Origin of the sequence: Rhizobium sp. SG570, from assembly GCF_012275345.1 — a bacterium.
Lineage (GTDB): Bacteria > Pseudomonadota > Alphaproteobacteria > Rhizobiales > Rhizobiaceae > Rhizobium > Rhizobium lusitanum.
In genome coordinates this window covers 162865-184684 of record NZ_JAAZQI010000014.1, presented here as the reverse complement: position 1 = coordinate 184684, position 21820 = coordinate 162865, and the positions used below count along the sequence as shown (strand labels likewise).

The window sequence follows — 21820 nt, the reverse complement described above, 5'->3', positions numbered from 1 at the left end:
ACAAGTGTATCGGAGCTTCACCATGCCCCTCCGAGAGCTACGTCGATAGCGCGGGCTCTTGCCGGAAGCTGCTCATAGGCCGCGATATCCGGCTCGGCGAAGGCGGCAAGGCCGAGCGAGCGCAGAATATCGCGCCCTTCCGGGTTTCGATGCGCACCAAGAAGTGCGCCTTGAAGCGCGGCGATAGTCTCGGGAGACTGTTGCCTGGCGGCGACGAGAAGCGGGAAGGGCGCAGGCCTTGTCGTTGCAACGACCCGCAGCGGCGCGATCATGTCCGGTTCGTGCATCTCAAGCAGCTGATAGGCATAGGCGTCGATCGCTCCGACATCGATCGTACCCGCGCCGATCGCCTCGACCACGCCGCGCGGATTGAGGAGCGGGCCGACGGTCTCGCGCACCGAACGTCCGTTCCCAAGCGCGGCGACGAACTCTCGTGGTGCGTTATAGCCGGACTGCGAGTCCCGCACGGTCCAGCCCCAGCGCACGGCCGAAAGGTCAGATTCCGTGAGCGGTTTGTCGTGAGCGGCGACGATATGGCTTGCATAGACCGGCCGCTCTTCTCCCCAATCCGCCAGGGAAACAGGTGCTGCCAGCGGCATGGGACGCTCAGCGGCTGCGAGCCTTGAAAACGGAAAGCCGCACATGAAGACGGCGCCCATGTCCGGCCGTGCCCATAGCTCCGACAACGGCGCAGGCGCGGCATGGGCGATGACCTCGAGATCGACGCCGGAGTGGCTGGAAAGCCAGCCGAACAGGCCATCCCACAGCCCGGATATTTTCGGACTGAGATTGTACATTCGCGAGCAGGCAATGGCTGAAGAAGGGCGTGTCATGGCCGTCACGCAAAACGAAGGCGCTGGCCGATGTTCATCCGCCTGGCCTTGTCGACCATCGCGGCACCCAGCGCGACATCGGTGGTGCTGAGGCCACGATGCCAGAAGAGAATGGTCTCGTCGTCGCTTTCACGGCCGGGCTTGGCGCCGCAGACGATCTGGCCAATCTCGGCATGCAGCGTCTCGGCCGTCACCTTGCCTTCATCGACATGGCGGCGCAGCGCGCCGAACGGACGGCCGGGGCCGCACTGCCCCCAATCGTCGACCACGACCTTGTCCATGATATCGGTCAGATCGAATTCGAGCGCGCTCATCGTGCCGTAGGGAACGACGAAGGCGCCCTTCTTCACCCAGGCGGTCTTGAAGAGCGGCGTCGGCTCGGGCAGGCGACTTGCCTCGATCATGATGTCGGCACCCTTGAGGCAGTCTTCCCAATTGTCCGTGACGATGATCTTCTTGCCGAGGTCTTTCTCCAGTCGTGCGGCGAAGGCATTACGGCTTTCCGGACGGCGCGAATGCACGCGGATCTCGTCGAAATCGAAGAGATGATCGAGCAGGCGCACATTCCAATAGGATGTGCCGCGCGCGCCGATATGACCGAGTATCTTGCTGTCCTTGCGGGCGAGATGGCGAGCGCCGATGGCCGTGACGGCACCCGTGCGCATATCGGTGATTGCAGTCGCGTCGATAATCGCCTTCGGCACCCCGGTGCGCGGATCGAACAGGCTGAGCACGGCCAGTTCCGAGGGCAGGCCCTGCTTGTAATTGTCGACGAAATCGCCGACGACTTTGACGCCCGCGTAATCGAGCGGCTTCACATAGCCGCGCAACACATTGAAGTGGCCCTTGTCGGAGCTCTCGGGAACGAGGTGGACACGAGGCTCGATCACCGTCTCACCGCGTCCCTGCGCATCGAGCGCCTTGGTCACGGCGTCAAGAATTTCATCGTTGGAAAGCGCCAGGGCTTTCGTATCGATGGCGTTCAGATAGTCGATCCAGATTTCCTGCATTGCCGTTCTCCAGGCCAGTCGCCGGCTGCGCCGGGTTATCGAGGGGTGCAGGCCGCGCGGGTCTGCGGAAAGCGAAGCGGCAGGTAAGAACCAGCCCGCCGCTTCGATGATGATCAGGGCAGCAAGCCCTTTTCCTTCAGGAATGCCTCCGCGACATCCTTGGGCTCTTCGTGATCGGTCTCGACCTTGGCGTTGAGGACGCGCATGGTTGCGTTGTCGAGATGGGATCCGAGCGATTCCAGCACGTCCTTCAGCTTGGGATTTGCGTCCAGAACTTGTTGGCGAACGACCGGGGCGACATAGTAGGGCGGAAAGAGGCCCTTGTCGTCGTCAAGTGCCGTGAGGCCCTGGGCGCCGATCTGCCAGTCGGTGGCGGCACCATTGGCGACGTCGATATCCTTTTGCGAAAGCGCGTCATAGCGCAGGCCAAGCTTGGCGAATTGCTTGAACTCCTTGAACTCCGCATTGTAGACGCGCTTCAGGCCGGGCAGGCCGTCGGCACGATCGGGAAATTCAGCGCCGCCGCCGAAGACGAGCGTATTTGCCACTTTAGCAAGATCGGACAAGCTCTTGAGATTGTTGGCATCCGCAGTTTCGTTGCGGACGACGATCACATAGCCGTTGTTGATGCCGGTGGGCTTCAGCCAGGTGAGATTATAGTTCTTGGCGTAGAAGTCCTTGACCTCGTTATAGACCTTGTCCGGATCGGTGGACATGGTTCCCTTGACGACGGAGGAGAGCGCTGTGCCCGTATACTCCGGATAAAGATCGATCTGGCCCGTGGTCAGGGCCTGATGGGCGATCAGCGTGCCGCCGAGATTGATCTTTCGCTCGACCTGGAAGCCCGCTTTCTCAAGCAGCGCCGCATACATTTCGGCAAGAATATATTGCTCGGTGAAGTTCTTGCTGCCGACCTTGATCGGCTCGGCTGCGGCGGGTCTGACTGCGGAGGCAACCATCACGGCGGCGGCTATGGTGGACAGGATCGATAGTCTCATTTTTCCCTCTGGATTCGTTGGTCTATATTCAAATCGGTTGCGGCCTTTTGGCTCTTTGTCATTGATGAAGGGCGATGCCCTCCTTCTGAGGGGTGCTTCCTATGAATTCCGATAGTCTCAGGAAATCCGGCCCCTGGGCGCGGTCCTCGTCGAGCGGCGGCACAAGCTCGCGGACCTGCCGATAGGCCTGCTGCGTGCCCGCGCCCAGTTCCCCCTGCACGCCACGCAGCTCGATGGCCTGCGCCGACGCGATGAGCTCGATGGCGACGAGATAGCGCAGCCGCTCGATGATGGCTTCCGTCTTCGTCAGAACGCTCGGTGCCATCGATGCCTGATCCTCGACGCCATCGGCCACCGGGATCGGCGTGAGCGAGATCGGCGCGGCGAGATGGCGTATCTCGGCTTCGAGCGCCGAGACGGTTTTCTGCACGGTGGCGAAACCGGTGCGGCTCTGGCCGAACGGCGTGAGGAACCGTGGCAGCTCGGACATGGCAGCCGACATGATCTTCATGGTTCGGTAGGCCGTCGCGGCCGCGCAATGCGCCAGCGCCTGGCCGAGGCGCTCCCAGGCCAACACGAAGGCGGTCATGTCGAAATTGCCGTGCGACAGGATGAGACCTTCGTCGGTGAGCACGACCGGATTGTCACCCGAACTGGCAATTTCGATCTCGGTCACCTCACGGGCTTCGCCGATTGCATGAAGAAGCGCGCCCCAGACCTGAGGGGCGCAACGATAGCTTAAGGGATCCTGCAGGCGTCGCGCCGCGCCTTCGACAAGCAGCGAGCTTCCGGAAAGCAGGTCGCGCAGCCTGGCTGCGGCCGCGCGCTGGCCGAAAGCCGGCCTTGCCGCCATTGCCCGGTCGTCGAAGGCAGTGACATTGGCGCGGAATGCCTCGAAATTCAGCGCCACGGCCGCAAGCGACCAGTCGAACAGCCGCTCGACATCCTCCAGGCAGAGGCAGGCTTTGCCGACCGACAGGCTGTTGGCGACGACGAGGGCGTGGCCGTCCTTCGGCGCAATGAGCAGCGGTTCCAGCCCGGCCTTTTTAAGCGCTTCTCCGGCCGCCATCACGACGCCACCGACTTCAGCTTCGCCGTCCCCCAACAGCGCCCGGCCCATATGCGCCAACGGTGCAAGATCGGCGGCGCCGATCGAGCCGAGAGAGGGGACGACCGGATGGAAGCCTGCATTCAGCGCAGCGACAAGACCGCAGAACACCGGCAGCGAGACACCCGAGCCGCCGGCTGCCATGCCGGCGACCCGCACCGCCATCATTGCCCGCACGGCCTCGCGTGGCAGTGCCGCCCCAACACCGACCGCACGCGCCAGCGGTACGCGCATCTGGAAGGCGATGAGATCATCCGTGGCAAGTTTGGTATCGACACCGGCGCCGAGCCCGGTCGTCAGGCCGTAGACCGGCAGATCGGCCGCCACATAGCGGTCGACGACAGTGCGCGCGGCGCGAATCTTCTCTTCGACATCAGGTGAGATCGCGATCCTGGCATTACGGCGCGCGATGGCGACAATGTCGCTCACCGCCGGGGGAGTGCCGGCGAAGGATACGATGCTGCCGGTCTTGCTCATTCCTGCTTGCCTCCAAGAAGTGCGATGGGTTTCCTGCGATCTTTGCCGGAGCGGGCCTCCAGCCGATACTTGTCGCCGGGATAGGTCAGCAACGCACAGGTCACGACGGCGTCGCCGGACCAGGTGCGGCGGAAGACGCGCAGGCAGGGCTGATCAGGTTTGACGCCCAGCAGCTTTCTGACCGCGGCGTCGGGCTTGATAGCTTCGACGAAATGCTCGAATTCGGTGATCGGTGCGACGCGCGTCAGATATTCGTTCGGGGTGATCGTGCGGAAATCATTGGCGAGATAATCCGGCGCGACGATCGGATTGACATAGCGTTCCTCGACCTGAATCGGCTGGTTGTCTTCCAGATGCACGATGAGGGTGTGCATGACTTCGATGCCGGGCTTAAGATCGAGCGACTGCGCCACATTCGCATCCGCCTTGATGCGGTCGGCGATCAGTACATTGGTGGCGTGGCAGTGGCCCCGGCCGGAGATTTCGTCAGCGATGTTCTTGATCTGCAGCAGGTCGATATCGTGACGCTGCGAGGACACAAAGGTTCCAAGACCGGCGGAGCGTGTCAGCACGCCTTCGAACATCAGCTCGCGCAAAGCTCGATTGGCGGTCATGCGGCTGACGCCGAAAGAGGAAACCAATTCGCTTTCGGAATAGACGCGGTCGCCGGGCTTGAACTTGCCTTCGGCAATCAAACCCATGATCCGTTCCTTGATCCGCAGATAATGCGGCGCGTCGCCAGGCGGTTTTGGCTTGGGTCCCGTCATGACAGCCTCGCATTTCCATAGTCGAGCGCCGTCACCCCGCGCTCCGGCACACGTGCCCGGAAATAAACCTCGCGATCTTCGCGCCAGATATCGACCTCCAGCCTGTCGCCGGGAAATACCACTGATGTAAAGCGAGCGGCGATGAAGCCGACATCCGCGATACCCTCGGCCCCCAGCGCGCGGCCAATGGCGTAGCCCGCATAACCGAAGGTGCAGAGGCCGTGAAGGATTGGACGCGGGAACCCGGCTTGCGCGGCATAGGCTGGATCGACGTGGAGAGCGTTGAGATCGCCGTTCAGACGATAGAGAAGGGCCGCGTCCCGAGGGACCCTGATCGAAAACATCGCATCGGCGACGCGTTCCGGAACAGGCGTTAGCGGGTCAAGCGGCACTCCTGCCGATCCGCATCCGCCATCGCCCCGGCAAGCATTCGTCTGAACGATGCTTGCAATGGGTGTCTCCTCGGGCAATGTCACGATCGACCGCTCGAAGGTCGCGAACATGCCCTTATCAGCACCGCGATCAACGATCGAGAGCATGCGCGACCGCGAGAGCAGGGGCCTATCGAGGGGCAGGGGTCGATGGATCGTCAGCCGCTGCTCGGCATGGACCAGCCGCTGCCAGTTGACACCCGCATCCTGCATCCACGGACCGGCATGGGCGACCACATTCGCCAAGGTCGGCACTACCAAGAGATCCCGTTCCAGCACCCGGCGCAAATGCGCCGCGTCGAGCGGTTCTGTTCCGTATCCGACTGAGAGTGCATAGAGGATGGCATCGCGCGCGCTCACCGTCTGCCGCGCCTCGGGGATCGGAAACTCCATCAACGATCGAGCGGATATCGCCATGATCAATCCTCAGCCTTGGTGGCCGGCTTGCGGGTGCCGCCGGCGAGCCGGATGCCGCCATCGACCGGCAGCAATTCGCCTGTGATGAAGTCGGCACCCTCTACCAACCAGACCACCGCTCCGGCGACATCTTCCGGTGTCGCAACCCGCCCGAGCGGCGCCGTGCTGGAAAACCGCGCCGCCAGCGCTTCATAGGCATCCGGGCCGAGCGTCTGGCGCATCCACCGCGTATCGATAACACCGGGGCAGACGGCATTGACGCGAATCTCCGGTCCGCAGGTGCGGGCAAGCGCCAGCGTAAGCGCGTTGAGCGCGCCTTTGGAGGCGGTATAGGCAAGCGAGGAGCCGCCACCGGTAAACGCAACGTTCGAAGACACGTTGACGATCGCGCCGGCTCCGTTTGCCCGCATGGCGGGGAGGGCGGCTCGGCACATATGGTAGGCGCCGACCACGTTGACGCCGAAGACCGTTTGGAAATCGTCGGCCGAAAGGGTCTCGAGATCGAAGGGATCGGATTTGACTGTCACGGCGGCATTGTTGACGAGCGCATCGAGCCGCCCCCAGCGGTCAACGGCCTTTGCGACCATCATTCGGCAGGCGGCATCATCCGACACGTCGGCCTGGACAAGTTCGACCTCCGCCCCGGCTGCCCTGCAGACAGACGCTGTTTCCTCCGCCTCGTCGCGGCTGCGGCTGTAGTTGACGACGACCCTTGCACCCTTCTCGGCAAATATCCGGGCGCAGGATGCGCCGACGCCGGTCGCCGACCCCGTGACGATGACGACGGCACCTTCAATCTTCATGGGCGAAATCCTTCATCGGGGACGGATGGAAAAGATGTGTATCCATCAGCACCAGCCTGTCGGCGATGGCGACGCCCGCGGGCAGACGCTCGATGACATCCGTTCTCGCATCGATGCCCGGCGCGACTTCCGTCAGCGTCAGCCTGCCGTCGATGACATGGAAGACGGCGCGCTCGGTCACGACAATCTGTCGCTGCCCAACAGGTGCCGCATGAGGATCGGAGCTCACTTGCGCCACCTTATCGACGATCTTGCAGCTGCGCCCGTCCGCAACGATAGAAAGCTTTCCGTCGGCAACACGAATATCGGCGCCGCCATGGGAGAAGGAGCCCATATAGACGACCGAGCCGGCGGTCTGCGCGATATTCGTAAAGCCGCCGACGCCAACGATCGTCTTGCCGAAGCGGCTGACATTGACCGCGCCCCGGATATCGACCTCGGCCATGCCGAGAAAGGCGAGATCGAGGCCGCCGCCATCATAGAAATCGAACTGAGACGCTTGCGCGATAATGGCGCTCGGATTGACGGCCGCCCCGAACGAAAGCTCCTCGGCCGGGATGCCACCGATAACACCGGATTCGATCGTGACCGTATAGTCGTCGAAGGCCTCTTCGCTGGCGATGCGGCCGATGCCGGCGGCAATGCCGATACCGAGATTGATTGTGGCGCCCTTCCGGCCGAGCAGCTCCTGAAAGGCGCGGCGCTGGATGACTTTGTCGACAGTCAAGGGCAGGGGCGGCAACTGGCTGACGGCGGAGCGTAGCCGGCCGGTATAGGCTATGTTATCGGCTTCACCGAAACTTATGCCGTGCTGGGTTGGATCGTCGCAAACGACGACATAGTCGACAAGCATGCCCGGAATGCGGACATCGGCGGCCGGCAGCGAGCCGCGCTCGGCTATGCGCTTGACCTGGACGATGACGATGCCGCCGGAGTTGCGGCCGGCCTGGGCCATGGCGAGGACATCGACCGGAAAGGCCTCGTCCTCCAGCGTGATATTGCCGTCTTCATCGGCCGTCGTGCCGCGCAAAAGTACGCAATCGAGGGGCATGGAAGGATAGAGCAGCCAGTCGCGGCCGCGCAGGCTGATGCGCTCCACCAGCTCTTCGGTGGTGCTCTCATTCATGCGACCGCCGCCATTGCGCGGGTCCATGAAGGAGCCAAGGCCGATATGGGTCACGACGCCGGGCTGGCCGGCAGCAATGGCGCGATAGAGCTGTGCGATCACGCCCTGCGGCCAGCAATAAGCATCGATCTTTTCCGCAAGCGCCAGTTCCCCGAGCCGTGGCGTGCCGCGCCATCCACCGGCAATGACGCGCTTCGCGAGGCCCTCATGCCCGAAGTGGCCCATGCCGCGCGTCTTGCGATCACCGGCGCTCGCCGCAAACAGCAGCGTGAGACCGCGGGGACCGCCTTCCGCCAGAAAGCGTTCCTCCACCGCGGCCGAGATGGCTTCGGGATGGCAGCACCCGCCAAAAGCCGAGGCGGCGACGGTCATGCCATCCTTCAAAAGCGCTGCCGCATCATTGGAAGTGATAATCTGCATAGTCAACCCAGCCGCCGTTGGCTGTATATACAGGCACAGCCAATGCGTGTTTGCAAGGCAATAATCAGTGCTGCTTAAAACGGATGCAGTTCGTGGTGTCGGGCGGCAATTCGACGGTTCCCGGCCGCATCGTTTATCCGCCGATCATCGACTTTCCGGCCCTCTGGCCAGCCTATGAATGCAATTTCATGGGACGGCGACCAAGCACCGAAAGTGCCCAAATAGTCAGAGCGGCGACAGCATGCCACCGTCGCCGCTCCCATTCGCGATCCGAGATTGTGCCGCTGCTACACTAACCGCCGATCATAAGCTTGACGACTTCCTCATGATTGGTGTCGGCAATATTGCGCTCGCCGGCGACGATGCCGCGCCGCAGGACGACGATCCGGTCGGAGACCGCGAAAATATCCTGCAGATTATGCGAGATGAAGATGACGCCGCGCCCTTGCGCCTTCAATGATTTGATCAGGGCGACGACCTTGCGCTGTTCCGGCACCCCGAGCGCTGCGGTCGGCTCGTCCATGATCAGGATGCGGGCGTTCCAGTAGACCGCACGGCCGATCGCGACAGCCTGACGCTGGCCGCCGGAAAAGTTGCTGACCGGCGCGTCGAGCCTTTTCACATGGAAATCGAGCTGCGCCATAGTGGTGCGCGCCGCCTCCGCCATGGCCTTCCGGTCGAGGACAGGCAGAAAGCCGAAGAGCTTCTTCATCGGTTCGCGGCCGAGAAAGATGTTGGCTCCGATCGTCAGATTGTCGGCAAGCGCCAGGTCCTGATAGATCGTCTCTATGCCTTTCTCGCGCGCGTCCTGCGGCGAAGAGAAGGTGACAGGCTTACCCTCGATCAGGATCTCGCCCGACGTCGGCGGATAGACGCCCGAGATCGCCTTGATCATCGTCGTCTTCCCGGCACCGTTGTCGCCGGCGAGGGCGACGACTTCGCCGGGACGGACGACCATGGAGCAATTGTCGAGCGCATGGACGGCGCCGAAATAGCGCGAGAGGTTGCGGACTTCGAGAAGGGGTGTTGCGCTATTCATCCTGTTTTGCTCCGCTGAACCGGCGCTGCGCCTGATCGATGAGCACCGAAATGATGATGACGACGCCGACGGCGATGAACTGCCAGAACGGCTCGACGTTCATGAAGACGAGGCCATACTGGATGACGGCGATGACGAGCGCTCCGGCGACGGTTCCGATGATGGTGCCCGAGCCGCCGAAGAGGCTGGCTCCGCCGATGACGACGGCAGCGACGCTATCGAGCAGCAGCGGTTCGCCCGCCTGCGCGGCACCTGCGGTAAAGCGGGCCGCGTAGAGCGCGCCGCCGAGGCCGGCGCAAGCAGCGGAGAGCACATAGAGCCGCAGCAGGTGCGATTTGATATCGATGCCCGCGCGGCGCGCGGCCTGCGCATTGGCGCCGATGGCATAATTGTGTTGGCCGAAGCGCGTCTGGCTCAGCAGGTAATGCATGATGAGGACGAAGACGAGCGTGACGATGACAAGATAGGGCACGCCGTAGAAGCGGCCGTTGCCGAGCTCGGCGAAATAGGAGTTCTTGACCGGCACGGTGGTGCCGCCCGCAAGCAGGAAGGCCGTGCCGCGGGCAACGCCGAACATGCCGAGCGTACCGATGAAGGGCGGGACCTTAAGACGCGAGATCAGCAGTCCGTTGATGTAGCCGGGCACGGTCGCGGCCAGCATGGCGACGAGAACGCCAAATACCATTGCCACGGGCAGGGGCATGTAAAGGCCGGCGACATTGGTGATATGGGCCGCAACGACGGCCGCGAGCCCCATGATGAAGCCGGTCGAAAGATCGATGCCGCCTGATATGATGACGAAGGTCTGCCCGATCGCCAGAAGCAGCGGCGCCACGGCGAAGACCGCCACCGACTGCCAGTTGAAACTCGAGCCGATGAAGGTGCCGCCGAAATCGATACGGGCCCAGATCTCGAAAGTCACGATCAGCGCGGCGAGAAAGAGCCACGCGCGCAACTGCGCGATATAATTGATGACGGTTTTTGCCTGGTCGCCGTGGTCCGCCTGCGGCGCCACATGCTGGTCCGCCTTGCGGGCCTCGGTATCTTCGATACTCATGGATGAATCCAAACTCGAGCGAGGACGTACAGAAGTCGTCACGCCATTCCCTCCATTATGATCAGAGACGTGCCCCGCCCCATGGACGAGGCACAGAGTTCAACCGATTAGTCGGAGTAGATGAACTTCGCGACGTTCTTGTCGGCGACGTTCGATTTGTCGATGACCGTGAAGCCGGTGCCGATCGCTGTCGGGATCGAGTTGCCGGTCAGATGCGCATAGGCCGCCATGACGCCGAAATAGCCGATTTCAGCCGGATGTTGTGCAATCGCCAGATCGACGAGGCCGGAGTTGATGTTGTCGACGATCGTCGTCGGCGCATCGAAGGCGACCACGCGGATCTTGCCCGTCTGGCCTGCCTGCTGCACGCCGTTGGCTGCGCCAAGGGCCGAGAACAGATTGGCGCCGAAGACTCCGTCGAGATCGGAGTTGCGGGCATAGACGGCCTGGAGTTGCGAGGCCGCCTTGTTGGCGTCGTCGTCATTATACTGCGTATCCAGAACGGTGATGTTCGGATATTTCTTCATCTCGTCCTTGAAGCCCTGCTCGCGCTGGTCCGTGGTCGAGATGCCGGGTTTGACGTTGGAAACGTAGACCTTGCCCTTCTCGCCCACTGCCTTTGCCAGCGCACGCGCGGCGATCGCGCCGCCGAGCAGGTTGTCGGAAGCGATATAGGCCAGCGGAAAATCCGCGTCTCCCTTTCCGGTCTGATAGACGCCGGTGCCGATGAAGGTATCGACGGTGATGACCGGAATGCCGGCGTCAGCAGCCTTTTTCAGCGGCTGGATCAGCTGGTCCTTGTCGGTCGGCGCGATCAGGATCGCGTCGGGCTTCTTGGCGATTACGGCGTCAAGAACCGGCACCTGGGTCACCGGGTTGAAGTCGGGCGCGCCCTGGAACACGAGCGTTGCGCCAACTGCCTTGGCGGCGGCTTCGGCGCCCTTGCGCATGGTGATGTAGAAGGCATCGGTCGTCAGGCCCGGAATGAGGGCAATCGTAAACTTCTTATCCTGGGCTTTGGCACTGCCGGCGATTGCGGCAACACCGGTGGCAAGCGATGCCACGGCCGAAGCCTTTAGAAATGAGCGGCGCTCCATAACTTCCTCCTCTTGAAGCCGAACCTCCCCGTCCGGCAAAGCGATAATCAGTGGCTTACTGCGGCTCGTCAAGTAATTTTTTTCTGCAAGGAATTTCGTTCATCTGGTTGATATGTTTAGGCAATTTAAAGCTATCCGCAACGTTACGATCTGCCGCAGACATCGCGTCGAGCGGCAGTCAAACATTGTTCTAACCCTGTACCGGCCGCCTGGACGGCGGCCGCATTAGCTGCCGCCGAACACCTGCGAAACCCACGCCACGACAGCGTCCATATCCAGCTCCTTCGTCTGATCGATCGTCATCACGGCCCCGCAACCCATGGGCTCGGCACGATCGGCAAGCGCAATCAGTTCCTGTACATATTCGGCGCCCGGATGGCCCGGCAATCGATCTTTCAGGCGGCTGGCATAGCGCTCGCCGGCAACAGTCCCGGGAACCTTGCACCAGAGTTCGGCTACCCGCGCGATCTTTGCATCCGCTATATAGGCCTCGAGCTGTGCTTTCGGCTGAAAGCCGAACCAGGCATCGACGATAAATGTCGAACTGGCCGGCGCATCGGCAATGAAGGACCAGATCGCCTGGTAGCTCGCTTTTCCCAAGGTGCGATTGAAGTCGCGGTCGACGGGGCCGATATGCTGCAGGAACGGATTCTTGATGCCGTCGAGGGAGAGAATCGGCCAGCCGGTGCGCTCGGACAGCGCCTTGGCAAGCCGGCTCTTTCCCGAGGCCGGCACGCCGTTGACCAGCACGACATGCTTTTCGGTCGTCCCGCCGGCGTTGCTGAAGATCGACAGGCCGGCGCCGATGACGCCTGCATCATCGGCGAGCTTGGCCGGCAATATTGCCGGGCAAAACCATGGAGCGACCGCCGGGAGGTCGGCAAGCGCACGCGCGGCGTCGCAGCCGAGACCACCACCGAGCAGGATGACTTCCGGATCCATCGTCGCTGCGATGTTGTCGAGGGCCGCGCGCAACGGTGCAGCCCACTGGTGCAAGACACGCCTGGCATCGTCGTTTCCTGCGGCGGCCAAATCGAAAACCTCGCCGACGGTGGCGGCCGACAGGCCGGCTTCGGCTATGTGACGGCGCAGTGCGGTTCCCGAACTAAACGTCTCCACACAACCGCGTCTGCCGCACGGGCAAGGCGGGCCATCCTGCGAGACGCAGATATGGCCAAGCTGTCCGGCCGCCCTGTGGCCGTGATAGATGCTGCCGGCATGGGCGACAGCGCCGCCGATGCCCGTTCCGATCGTCAGCATGGCGACGTTTCTGTAACCTTTCGCGCCGCCAATGCGCATCTCGGCGATCAGCGCCATGCTGCAATCATTCTCAACGACCACTCTCTTCCCGATAGCCGCCTCGATCCGCTCCGCAAAGTTGAGACCGGCAAGATTGAGGATGCCGCCCGACAGGATCTCGCGGTTGGCGACATCGACGCGGCCGGGGATGCCGAGACCGATGCCAGCAACGTCCGGTCGGTCGAGCTGGCGTGCCATGGCGATCACGCGTTCGAGGACTTGAAGGGGATCGGTCGGTGTCCGCTCCGACAGTTTCGTGTGGATCTCGCCGCGATCGGAGACGAGAGCGGCGCGAATATTCGTGCCGCCAATGTCCACGCCGATGGCGATATCAGGCATTGGCGCGCTGCCCCTGATTGGCGCTCTTCGAGCCAGCGCCTTTGAAGTGTGTGGCGATAAGAGCCTGAATTTCGCGAAGCCGCGGTACGGCAACCGTTTCAAGCCGATCCTTAGTCACCGTGCGGTCCAGGGAAATGCAGTCCTTCCAGAGCGAGCGGCCGGCGATGACGCCGGAGGCGCCGTTGCGCATGGCATCCTCGACCTGCGAGAGGAAAGTTGCGTGATCGACGCCCGCGGACAGGACAGCCCAAGGGACATCGCCCGCGAGGCGCGTCACCTCGGCGCAGGCTTCCGTCGAGCCCGGATAGGGGATCTTCAAGACCTTCGCGCCGCAATCCAGGCAGATCCGGCTGCCGCCGACGATCAGTGAGGGCAGCTTGGCCTTGTAGTCTGCTTCGTCCTCATCTTCGAACTTGTAAGTGAGGAACTCGACGACGAGCAGCAGATCCTCGCGCGCGAAATCCTCGATGCATTGGCGCAGAATTTCGATGTTGCGGACATTCGCCTCATCGCGATCCGAGCGGAGATAGACCATGATCTTGCCGCCAGTGGCACCCAGCTGGCGCACGCGGCGGGCGGAAATGCCGGGAACCAGCTTCGACAAACGATAGCCTTCGGGCGAAGTATCCCAACCAGAAGCATCGAGGCCGATCAGGAGCGCGGTATCGCGCTGGATGATCCGATCATCGACCAGTGCAGGCACCGCGCAGATCGGGTCGACCAGAACGCAGGACGCCTTGCTTGCCAGGAAACGGGCGATATCGGCCTTGGTGTCGCCCAATACCTTGTCGGAGATGGCGGCCTGTTCCGCCGGGTCCTTGGCCAACAGGCTGCGCATGCCGCCGCGTTGATCGCAGGCAATCACCATCATGGCGCCATCGCTACCGCAAATCTGTTGATAGCCGCGCATTTCCGCTGTGGTCAATCTCGTCATCTGATCCTTCCTCCCGCCGTGCGAAACGGCAATGATGCCGGTTTGACTTCTCCACTCCCAGGAGAGGCCAAACCTCTGATATTGAGGGTGCGCATGTGCCGCCGCATAAGCGTTGCGAAATCGGCTGTTTTGAGCGATAACTCCTCAAGCAGGAAATGTGTAACACATTGCAGAAAGGAATTTCAACCTGAATTCATCTCAGTCGCAGGAGGCTGCAGCAAATCGTGCTTTGCTGCATACCGTCGCCAAGCTGCATTACCAGTCCGACATGTCGCAGGTGGATATCGCCAAGAAGCTTGGCCTATCGACGGCCACGGTCTCGCGGCTGCTGCAGCGGGCTCGCTCGGTCGGGATCGTCAGGATCGAGGTAATCGATCATTCGCCGTCGGAAGATCTGAGCGCCGCACTGATCGATGGTCTGAAATTGCGCACGGCCGCGGTGATCGACACGCCGTCGTCCAACGTCTTGAGCGCGCTTGCTGCTCCGGTCGGCTCGCTCATGCAGCAGGCGGGGCTGCGCTCGGGCTCGACGCTCGGCATCGGCTGGGGAAGGGCGGTGCGGGAGGTGACGCTTGCCGGCTTGCCGCAATTGCCCGGAATTATTACCGTCGCCCTCAATGGCGGCATGCAGCAGGCAGCGGCACACTTCCAGATCAATGAATTCGTGCGTCAGGCGGCCGCCCAGATGGGCGGCATGCCGCATTTCCTGCATGCCCCCTATGTCTCCTCCACCGAACTCAGGGACGCTTTCCTCGCCGATCCCACGGTGCAGCAGGTGACGTCGCTCTGGGACAGGCTGGATGCGGCGATCGTCGGCGTCGGTTTGACGCACGCGTCGAACCCATCCGAGGCGACGGCAGCGCTGCCGGGAGAAAGGGCGCTGAGCCATGCCGCAGGCGACGTATTGCGCCACTATGTCACCGAAGCCGGCGAGATCCTGCATTGGGACGGCGAGGAACGGATGATCGCGGCCTCGCCGGAACAGTTGCGAAAGGTGCCCCTGTGCATTGCCGTTGCCGCCACTCCGGGCAAGGCACCCGGCATTATCGGAGCGGCGCGATCCGGGATGATCAACGCGCTGGTCACCGATGCCAATACCGCGCAGGCGATCCTTGACCGACTGTCGTCCAATCAGAAAACCGAGGATCAGCCGTGACGCTTTTTTCCGGCCGCTCCTTCGGCGCCTTCCTGTTCGATATGGATGGAACCATCCTGAACTCCATTGCGGTTGCCGAGCGGGTCTGGACAGCGTGGGCGGAGCGGCGAGGTGTCGATGCAGAAAGCCTGTTGGCCACCGTTCATGGCAGAAAGGCGATTGAAACGATCACCCGGCTCGGCCTGTCGGGGATTGATCCGGCGGAGGAGGTCAGGTTTCTGACCCAGGCTGAGATCGACGATGTGGTCGGCGTTGAGCCGATCATGGGTGCACTAGATTTCCTGGAGAGCCTGCCTCGGGATCGCTGGGCGATCGTCACCTCCGCTCCACGGGAACTGGCCAGGGTCCGCCTCGAAGCAGCCGGCCTTCCCTGGCCGCCGGTGCTGATCGCCGGCGAGGACGTACAGAACGGCAAACCGGCGCCTGATTGCTTTCTGCTGGCTGCGAAGACATTGGCGCAACCCATTGAGGAATGTCTCGTTTTCGAGGACGCTCCCGCCGGCGTCGAAGCCGCCGAAACCGCCGGCGCTTCCGTACTCGTGATCAGCGCGACCCACCGCGCACCGCTCATCACTCGGCATCCAAGCATCGAAAACTATGACCATCTGGCGCTGGAGATTGCCTCGTCTGGGCCTCTTCTCATCTCGAGAAAGCTTGCATGAGCCGTTCAACGCTACGCTATTGCCGGGTCGCGCCGTCGATCGCACCGGCATAGATGTCGAGCACACGGACGACGTTGGCGAGCACGAGAGCCCGCGCCTCCGGCATGACCGATCCATCGGCAATCATGGGCTCCAGATGGCCGAGATATTGGCTTATCAAGGGGCGCGGGATGATGCGCCTTTCGAGGGCCGACATCAGCTCATCCACCGCCCCCTGTGCAGCAGGCATAGCCCAGTAATAACGAATGCGGTCGCTGAAAGAGTAGTGCCGCTGGATAAACTGCTCGCGCGCATCGCCCGGATAGTATTTTTGCCAGTGTTCGGGTGAGGATAACATGATCTGTTCCATCGCTGCCGGCAGCGTTTGGCCAATCGCGCGCGGAGCAAGCACTTCGGCGATCGAGTTCAAGCCATACAGGGCTTCGCGAAGGGCGAAGGTCAGCCAGGGGCCGACTTTGAGGATCGCAAAGCCGTCGCTGACAAGATCTCGAAGCGCCTCGGCGCTCTGGTAGTCGGTCGAATGCGCCTCGAACACGAATTGCGGCATGTCGTTCAAGGTGGCGGCCAGGCTGGCGGCTGGCCGGCGCTGATAGCCAATCACCTCGGCATTGCCGAATTCAACACCGGGCTGGACGACAACGCCGATCGCCCGCGCAAAGGCCTCGTCGAGACCCAATTGAGCAAAGGCTTGGCGATGCAGTTCCACCGTCGCGAGCGCATCGTCCGGCGTGGTTATGTGCATATGGTCCAGCGCCTCGACCGCGCCGCCGGGAACAGGGACTTCGGTGCCGACGATGTAGCTTGGAGCCTGCGTTCCGGATTGACGGACCCGGGCTTCCGATACCTCGGCCAATTGCGCGGCCCTGGCCGCGATCGTCGCATCGGGCAGTGCCTGCGGATCGTCGGCGCAGGCCATGCTGGTATCGAGATGGAGCTTGGTAAAGCCGGCAGCGGCAAAGGCGTCGATCATTGTCTTCGCCTTCGACATCGCCTCATCGGCGCGCAAATGCTTCCATGGATTGGGACCGAGATGATCGCCGCCCAGAATGAGCCTGTCCGGAGCGAACCCGACCTTTGCGGCAATCGCCTCGACGAAGGTCCGGAAATCGGCAGGCGTCATGCCGGTGTAGCCGCCATCCTGATTGACCTGATTGCAGGTCGCCTCGATGAGCACATCGGCATTTCTGGCTTTGCCATGCGTCAACGCTGCCTCGATGACAAGCGGGTGTGCAGAGCAGACGGAGGTGATACCGGTTGTCAATCCCTCGGCGCGGCGTTGCGGCATTCTTGCCAGCCGTCGCGTCGCATTCATGGCGAAGGCCTCCCGATTGCGTCATCAAGGAATGCCTGCACCTCGGCGAGCGTTGCGATTCCTTCCATCGGCCCCTTGCGCGTGACGGCCAGCGCCCCACACGCGCAGGCTATGCGCAAAGCGTCTTCGGGATGAGCGCCACGGAGCCAGAGCGAGACGAATCCCGCGCCAAAACAATCACCTGCACCAGTTGGATCAACCTCTGTGACAGGAAAGCCCTGGGCCGTGACCTGACGATGCCGGTCGTAATAGACGGCACCCGCAGAGCCTTTTTTGACGATCACCGCCGAAATGCCGCACGCCAGCATTTCGGTTACCGCCGAAGCCTCGTCGGCGGCATCGGTGAAGATGAACAGTTCCTCGCCGCTCGGCAGGAAAATATCGGTCAACATCAGAACCTTGGTCAGCGCCTCGCGCATGCCGGGCAGCTCGATCATCTCCTTGCGGATGTTTGGATCGAAGGAGACCGTGCCGCCCTTGCGCTTGACCATTTCGATACCCGAGAGAATGACTGACGTCGCCCTCTCGGAAAATAGCGAGGAGCCCATGACGTGGAAATGATCGGCACCGGCCAGAAGTGCCACGGCCGCTTCGTCGATCTCGATCGATCCGGCCGCGCTGTTCTTGATGTTGAAGACGAAGTGGCGGCTACCGTCGGCCCGATAGGAAACGAAGGCCGTGCCCGTCGCCTGTCCCTTGTGGACGGCAATGGCGGAGACATCCGCGCCCCAGTCCCGCAATCGATCGATATTGAGATGGCCGAAATCGTCATCGCCCACCGCGCTGATCAGGCCAGCCGGCTGGCCAAGGCGTGCAGCCTGGGCGATAAAGATCGCCGGCGCACCGGAAGGAAAGGGACCGTGCAGCAGTCCGGGCTCGGCAAGGCTTTGATCGACCCGATCCGCCATGATTTCGACGACGATCTCTCCGGCACTGACGAGCTTTTTCATGCAGGCTGAACTCACTTCGTGGTGGTTTCAATTTTGGCGGCGCGAAGCCTTTGAACCGGCCAAGTTTCTAAGACTTGAACTTTTGTGCGTCAATTAATAAATTTGCGCACGTAATATTTTTGCATGACGTAAGTTCCGGAAAACTTTACCGGAATTTGTGTCGTCGATTGCGCTTGCTTTCGGGTGGACGCATAACGGGAAAAGCGAGCGGTTCGGCTCAGGCAGGATGGTCGGCATTCGATGGAAAAAATGACGCATAAGACAATGGAGGATTTCGCAAAGTCCTGCGGCGTCTCCCGTCCCACGCTTTCCAAATATTTCGACGATCCGACCAGTGTGAAGCCGGTAACGCGTGCTCTGATCGAAGCTGCTCTCCGTTCGTCCAACTATCAGCCGAACATCTATGCACGAAATCTCAACCGGAAGAGAACCCGCAATATCGGCATTCTCGTTCCGGCGTTGACCGATCCATTCTATGCGGAGATGGTCAATCGTCTCGAGTTGAGGCTGCGCGACGAAGGCTATTGGCCGATCGTGTTTTCCTCGCATGGTCTGCCGGAACTGGAGAGGGAAGCCGTCAACACGATGCTCTCCTTGAAGGTCGCAGGTGCCGTGGCCGCGCCGCTCGGACAGACGTCCCATCCGCGGGCGTTCGAGAGGTTGGCGCAAAATGTGCCGATCGTCTATTTCGACACCTACATCGAGGGGAATACGCCTTTCATCGGCAATGACAACAGGCAGAGCGTCGCGACGATCGTCGAATATCTCTGCCGGTCCGGCGAAGCGCCGGCCTATCTTGATATTCCTCATGTCAATCACAACTCGCCGGAGAGACTGGCGAGCTACATCGCCACGATGGAGGCCTCCGGCCATGAGCCGTTGGTGATCAAGACGACGGCCTCCTACACCTGGGAGTTCGAGCATGTCGGTTACCATCAGATGGACGACATCCTGAATGCGAACACCCTGCCGCGCCGGACCATTCTGTGCGCCAACGATCGTCTCGCCTTCGGCGTCATGGCCGCCGCTTTCGCGCATGGGCTGAAAGTCGGACGTAAGAAGGGCGATGATCTGCGGATAGCCGCGCATGACGATCATCCGCTGAGCCGCTATACCTGCCCGCCGCTGACGACGATGGCACAGGATTTCGCCGCCATGACGGCAAACAGCGTCGATTCGCTGCTGGCGCTTCTTGGCGATACGGATGAGCCGGCTCAGGCGGTCGCGCCCATGGTCCGCCTGAACGGCACGCTGGTCATGAGGCAATCGGCCTGACGCTGCCTCAAGGCTTCGTTTGATCGGAAACCTCTTCGAAGCCGCGCCATGCCGCAACCGCTTCCTCGACCGCCTGGCGTGCGACGGGAATGTACTTGCCCATCGAGACGAAGCCGTGGATCTGCCCGGGCCATTGGCGAAGTACCACGGGGACACCGTCTTCTCGCAGACGCTCGGCATAGGCGAGGCCCTCGTCGGCAAGGATGTCGTACTCCGCAAGGAGGACGAAGGCGGGGGCGACATCCGCCAGACTTTCCGCGCGCAGCGGCGAAACTCGCCAATCGAGGATATCCGCACTGCTGCGGACATAGTGATCGCGAAACCATCGCATCGTTGACAACGTCAGGCCAAAACCTTCGCCATGGCGACGATAGCTGTCCGCCGTCTGTGCGGCATCGGTATTGGGATAGATCAGTAGCTGCGCCACAAGCGTCGGCACTTCGCCAGAGCGCGCCATCAGCGCCAGAACCGCCGCAAGATTGCCGCCGGCGCTATCTCCGGCGACCGCTATGCGCAGGGGATCGATGCCGAGTTCGGCCGCATTCCGAGCCATGTAGGTCAATGTCGCCGCGCAGTCCGCCAAGCCGACTGGAAACCTGTGTTCGGGCGCCAGACGGTAGTCCGGGCAGATGACGACGCACCGCGCGATATTGGCGAACCATCGGCAAATCTCATCATGCGAATCGAGATTGCCAAGCATCCAGCCGCCGCCGTGGAGATAGAGCAGGGCGGCGGCATCCCGCGATGGCGTATCGATGCCACGATAGAGGCGCAGATTGATCCGGCCGTTCGGACCGTCGATCTGCCTGTCCTCTAACGAGGTTACGGTCTCCTTGGCGCCTTGAACCGAGAGGAAGCCGGCATTGTAATCGAGGCGGGCTTGTTCGGGCGTACCATCTTCGAATACGCGAGGCTTCGATCTCTTGCCAAGATCGAGAAGCTGTCGGGCGTTTTCATCGGGCTGTTTGGTCATATCAGCGTCCCCTGGCTGGCGTCAGGCGAGAAGACTGCGCGCTTCGTCCTCGCCGAGCAATGGCGGCTGCGTAAGATCGCCCGCAATCCTGACGGATTGTCCACTTTCTCCTGAAGCCAGAATGGCCTCCATGATTTCGAGTACATGCAGCGCAAGCTCGCCGGATGCCCGTGGCGGCCGGTTCTCCTCAAGCGAGCGCGCGAGGTCGGCAACGCCAAGCATGCGGTAATTTGCCCGATCCGGCGCCGCATATGGCCAATTCCTCTTGCCATAGAGCTCGCCGTCACTATCGAAATCACGCCAATCGGCGCCACGCTCGGACAGGGATACCGTTCCGCCGAACGTGTCGGGGTCGGGCAGGCGCAGCGACCCCTCGGTGCCATGCAGTTCGATCGGATGATTGGAGTGGCGGAAGACGTCCCACGAGGCGCCGAAATTGACCGTGGCGCCGGATGCGAATTCCAGCAGCGAGAGAACATTGGTCGGTGTGCCGACCTTAAAGCTCGTGTTCTTGAAAGGGCCATCGGCGGTGATGAGGCGTTCTTCCTGGCCCTTCGTCGCCATCGCCATGACGCGCACGACCGGCCCGAGCAGGTTCACCATCATAGTCAGATAGTAGGGGCCCATGTCGAAGACAGGACCGCCGCCCGGCTGGTAGTAGAAGTGCGGATTGGGGTGCCAGTGCTCCATGCCGCGCCCCATCATGAAGGCCGTACCGCTGACCGGACGACCGATCGCGCCTTCCTCCATCAAGCGCCGTGCCCGACGGCCCGCCGCGCCGAGGAATGTGTCGGGGGCCGAGCCCAGCCGCAAGCCGCGGCGCCTGGCTTCCTTCACAAGGAGGCGGCCGTCGGCCGCCGATGTCGCGAGCGGCTTCTCGGTGAAGACATGCTTGCCGGCAGACAGGGCCGACATGGTCACGTCGAAATGCACGGCGGGAACCGTGAGGTTCAGGACCAGATCGACCTCTGGATCGGCGAGCAGCTGGTCGACGCTCAAGGCGCGAATGCCATATTCACGAGCGCGCAGTGCGGCCGCATCGGCCGATATATCGGCGCAGGCGCGCAATTCGACGCCGGCAAACAGCGCCGCATTGCGCAGATAAGTCATGGAGATATTGCCGCAGCCAATGACTCCGACGCCGAGCTTTTCCTTTGAATTTCCTGTCATATTTTCAATCCTCCCTGATGCACTTCATTCGTTCGCGGCGCGTCGACGCACCCGAACGACGATTCCAGATGTGATTTAAAGCATCTTATTTCTTGACGCGCGACAATTTTTTATGAAACATGTGCGAATACTGGCGCGGAGATACGGAGGTCGCCAGTCTTCCTGGG

At 62.0% G+C, this 21820-nt stretch carries 20 protein-coding genes; 3 read left to right on the top strand and 17 right to left on the bottom strand.

Features of this window, described 5'->3' with window-relative positions:
• Positions 1-17: 17 nt before the first annotated feature.
• From FHT28_RS25875 to FHT28_RS25815, 13 genes are all read right to left on the bottom strand, one after another.
• Positions 18-797 (bottom strand): PhnD/SsuA/transferrin family substrate-binding protein, encoded by a 780-nt coding sequence (locus tag FHT28_RS25875; RefSeq protein WP_168597744.1) that lies wholly within the window; start codon positions 795-797, stop codon positions 18-20.
• 41 nt (positions 798-838) lie between these two features.
• Complete coding sequence (locus FHT28_RS25870) at positions 839-1843, bottom strand: ornithine cyclodeaminase family protein (protein WP_168597724.1); 1005 nt, start codon at positions 1841-1843, stop codon at positions 839-841.
• A 113-nt stretch (positions 1844-1956) separates the two neighbouring features.
• On the bottom strand, positions 1957-2841 hold the full coding sequence (locus tag FHT28_RS25865) for a glycine betaine ABC transporter substrate-binding protein (RefSeq protein ID WP_047561570.1): 885 nt from the start codon (positions 2839-2841) through the stop codon (positions 1957-1959).
• A 58-nt stretch (positions 2842-2899) separates the two neighbouring features.
• Positions 2900-4426 carry a histidine ammonia-lyase gene (gene hutH / locus FHT28_RS25860; RefSeq protein ID WP_037200203.1) on the bottom strand — a complete coding sequence of 509 codons (1527 nt, stop codon included), beginning with the start codon at positions 4424-4426 and terminating at the stop codon, positions 2900-2902.
• Positions 4423-5193 (bottom strand): histidine utilization repressor, encoded by a 771-nt coding sequence (gene hutC / locus FHT28_RS25855; RefSeq protein ID WP_168597723.1) that lies wholly within the window; start codon positions 5191-5193, stop codon positions 4423-4425. The genes hutH and hutC overlap by 4 nt, the downstream gene beginning before the upstream one ends.
• A complete protein-coding gene (locus FHT28_RS25850) occupies positions 5190-6041 on the bottom strand; it encodes a MaoC family dehydratase (RefSeq protein WP_168597722.1) in 852 nt (283 codons plus the stop codon). The genes hutC and FHT28_RS25850 overlap by 4 nt, the downstream gene beginning before the upstream one ends.
• A gap of 2 nt (positions 6042-6043) precedes the next feature.
• Positions 6044-6844 (bottom strand): SDR family oxidoreductase, encoded by an 801-nt coding sequence (locus FHT28_RS25845; RefSeq protein WP_037200209.1) that lies wholly within the window; start codon positions 6842-6844, stop codon positions 6044-6046.
• The gene (locus FHT28_RS25840) at positions 6834-8390 is read right to left on the bottom strand and encodes a CoA-transferase (RefSeq protein WP_168597721.1); all 1557 of its coding nucleotides are present in this window, start codon (positions 8388-8390) and stop codon (positions 6834-6836) included. The genes FHT28_RS25845 and FHT28_RS25840 overlap by 11 nt, the downstream gene beginning before the upstream one ends.
• A 292-nt stretch (positions 8391-8682) precedes the next feature.
• A complete protein-coding gene (locus FHT28_RS25835; protein ID WP_037200215.1) occupies positions 8683-9429 on the bottom strand; it encodes an ATP-binding cassette domain-containing protein in 747 nt (248 codons plus the stop codon).
• A complete protein-coding gene (locus tag FHT28_RS25830; protein ID WP_037200216.1) occupies positions 9422-10486 on the bottom strand; it encodes a ribose ABC transporter in 1065 nt (354 codons plus the stop codon). Before FHT28_RS25830 ends, FHT28_RS25835 begins: the two co-directional genes overlap by 8 nt.
• 107 nt (positions 10487-10593) lie before the next feature.
• A complete protein-coding gene (locus FHT28_RS25825; protein ID WP_037200218.1) occupies positions 10594-11583 on the bottom strand; it encodes a substrate-binding domain-containing protein in 990 nt (329 codons plus the stop codon).
• A gap of 225 nt (positions 11584-11808) precedes the next feature.
• Positions 11809-13221 carry an ROK family protein gene (locus FHT28_RS25820; RefSeq protein ID WP_168597720.1) on the bottom strand — a complete coding sequence of 471 codons (1413 nt, stop codon included), beginning with the start codon at positions 13219-13221 and terminating at the stop codon, positions 11809-11811.
• On the bottom strand, positions 13214-14155 hold the full coding sequence (locus tag FHT28_RS25815; RefSeq protein ID WP_037200221.1) for a tagatose-bisphosphate aldolase: 942 nt from the start codon (positions 14153-14155) through the stop codon (positions 13214-13216). The genes FHT28_RS25820 and FHT28_RS25815 overlap by 8 nt, the downstream gene beginning before the upstream one ends.
• Positions 14156-14384: 229 nt before the next feature.
• On the opposite strand from FHT28_RS25815, the gene FHT28_RS25810 reads away from it, so the two are divergent.
• Positions 14385-15311: a sugar-binding domain-containing protein gene (locus FHT28_RS25810; RefSeq protein ID WP_037200222.1), complete on the top strand. Its 927-nt coding sequence runs from the start codon at positions 14385-14387 to the stop codon at positions 15309-15311.
• Entirely contained in the window at positions 15308-15973 is a 666-nt protein-coding gene (locus tag FHT28_RS25805) for an HAD-IA family hydrolase (RefSeq protein ID WP_318284027.1), read from the top strand. The genes FHT28_RS25810 and FHT28_RS25805 overlap by 4 nt, the downstream gene beginning before the upstream one ends.
• A gap of 16 nt (positions 15974-15989) precedes the next feature.
• Here FHT28_RS25805 and FHT28_RS25800 read toward each other — a convergent pair whose 3' ends face one another.
• Together FHT28_RS25800 and FHT28_RS25795 are read right to left on the bottom strand one after the other, a co-directional pair.
• Positions 15990-17285 carry a D-tagatose-bisphosphate aldolase, class II, non-catalytic subunit gene (locus FHT28_RS25800; protein ID WP_168597719.1) on the bottom strand — a complete coding sequence of 432 codons (1296 nt, stop codon included), beginning with the start codon at positions 17283-17285 and terminating at the stop codon, positions 15990-15992.
• Positions 17282-18235, bottom strand: coding sequence for a sugar kinase (locus FHT28_RS25795; protein WP_168597718.1), 954 nt, complete (start codon positions 18233-18235; stop codon positions 17282-17284). Before FHT28_RS25795 ends, FHT28_RS25800 begins: the two co-directional genes overlap by 4 nt.
• Positions 18236-18475: 240 nt before the next feature.
• Here FHT28_RS25795 and FHT28_RS25790 point away from each other — a divergent pair, with 240 nt between their 5' ends.
• The gene (locus FHT28_RS25790; RefSeq protein ID WP_168597717.1) at positions 18476-19510 is read left to right on the top strand and encodes a LacI family DNA-binding transcriptional regulator; all 1035 of its coding nucleotides are present in this window, start codon (positions 18476-18478) and stop codon (positions 19508-19510) included.
• 7 nt (positions 19511-19517) lie between these two features.
• On the opposite strand, the gene FHT28_RS25785 is transcribed toward FHT28_RS25790, so the two are convergent.
• Both FHT28_RS25785 and FHT28_RS25780 read right to left on the bottom strand, forming a co-directional pair.
• Positions 19518-20483 (bottom strand): alpha/beta hydrolase, encoded by a 966-nt coding sequence (locus FHT28_RS25785; RefSeq protein ID WP_168597716.1) that lies wholly within the window; start codon positions 20481-20483, stop codon positions 19518-19520.
• Positions 20484-20504: 21 nt separating this feature from the next.
• Positions 20505-21653, bottom strand: coding sequence for a Gfo/Idh/MocA family oxidoreductase (locus FHT28_RS25780; protein WP_047640504.1), 1149 nt, complete (start codon positions 21651-21653; stop codon positions 20505-20507).
• Between the last annotated feature and the right edge of the window lie 167 nt (positions 21654-21820).

Coding starts and splice junctions, on each gene's coding strand:
- FHT28_RS25875 (WP_168597744.1), bottom strand. CDS start 797: ATGTACAATCTCAGTCCGAAAATATCCGGGCTGTGGGATGGCCTGTTC.
- FHT28_RS25870 (WP_168597724.1), bottom strand. CDS start 1,843: ATGCAGGAAATCTGGATCGACTATCTGAACGCCATCGATACGAAAGCC.
- FHT28_RS25865 (WP_047561570.1), bottom strand. CDS start 2,841: ATGAGACTATCGATCCTGTCCACCATAGCCGCCGCCGTGATGGTTGCC.
- hutH (WP_037200203.1), bottom strand. CDS start 4,426: ATGAGCAAGACCGGCAGCATCGTATCCTTCGCCGGCACTCCCCCGGCG.
- hutC (WP_168597723.1), bottom strand. CDS start 5,193: ATGACGGGACCCAAGCCAAAACCGCCTGGCGACGCGCCGCATTATCTG.
- FHT28_RS25850 (WP_168597722.1), bottom strand. CDS start 6,041: ATGGCGATATCCGCTCGATCGTTGATGGAGTTTCCGATCCCCGAGGCG.
- FHT28_RS25845 (WP_037200209.1), bottom strand. CDS start 6,844: ATGAAGATTGAAGGTGCCGTCGTCATCGTCACGGGGTCGGCGACCGGC.
- FHT28_RS25840 (WP_168597721.1), bottom strand. CDS start 8,390: ATGCAGATTATCACTTCCAATGATGCGGCAGCGCTTTTGAAGGATGGC.
- FHT28_RS25835 (WP_037200215.1), bottom strand. CDS start 9,429: ATGAATAGCGCAACACCCCTTCTCGAAGTCCGCAACCTCTCGCGCTAT.
- FHT28_RS25830 (WP_037200216.1), bottom strand. CDS start 10,486: ATGAGTATCGAAGATACCGAGGCCCGCAAGGCGGACCAGCATGTGGCG.
- FHT28_RS25825 (WP_037200218.1), bottom strand. CDS start 11,583: ATGGAGCGCCGCTCATTTCTAAAGGCTTCGGCCGTGGCATCGCTTGCC.
- FHT28_RS25820 (WP_168597720.1), bottom strand. CDS start 13,221: ATGCCTGATATCGCCATCGGCGTGGACATTGGCGGCACGAATATTCGC.
- FHT28_RS25815 (WP_037200221.1), bottom strand. CDS start 14,155: ATGACGAGATTGACCACAGCGGAAATGCGCGGCTATCAACAGATTTGC.
- FHT28_RS25800 (WP_168597719.1), bottom strand. CDS start 17,285: ATGAATGCGACGCGACGGCTGGCAAGAATGCCGCAACGCCGCGCCGAG.
- FHT28_RS25795 (WP_168597718.1), bottom strand. CDS start 18,235: ATGAAAAAGCTCGTCAGTGCCGGAGAGATCGTCGTCGAAATCATGGCG.
- FHT28_RS25790 (WP_168597717.1), top strand. CDS start 18,476: ATGGAAAAAATGACGCATAAGACAATGGAGGATTTCGCAAAGTCCTGC.
- FHT28_RS25785 (WP_168597716.1), bottom strand. CDS start 20,483: ATGACCAAACAGCCCGATGAAAACGCCCGACAGCTTCTCGATCTTGGC.
- FHT28_RS25780 (WP_047640504.1), bottom strand. CDS start 21,653: ATGACAGGAAATTCAAAGGAAAAGCTCGGCGTCGGAGTCATTGGCTGC.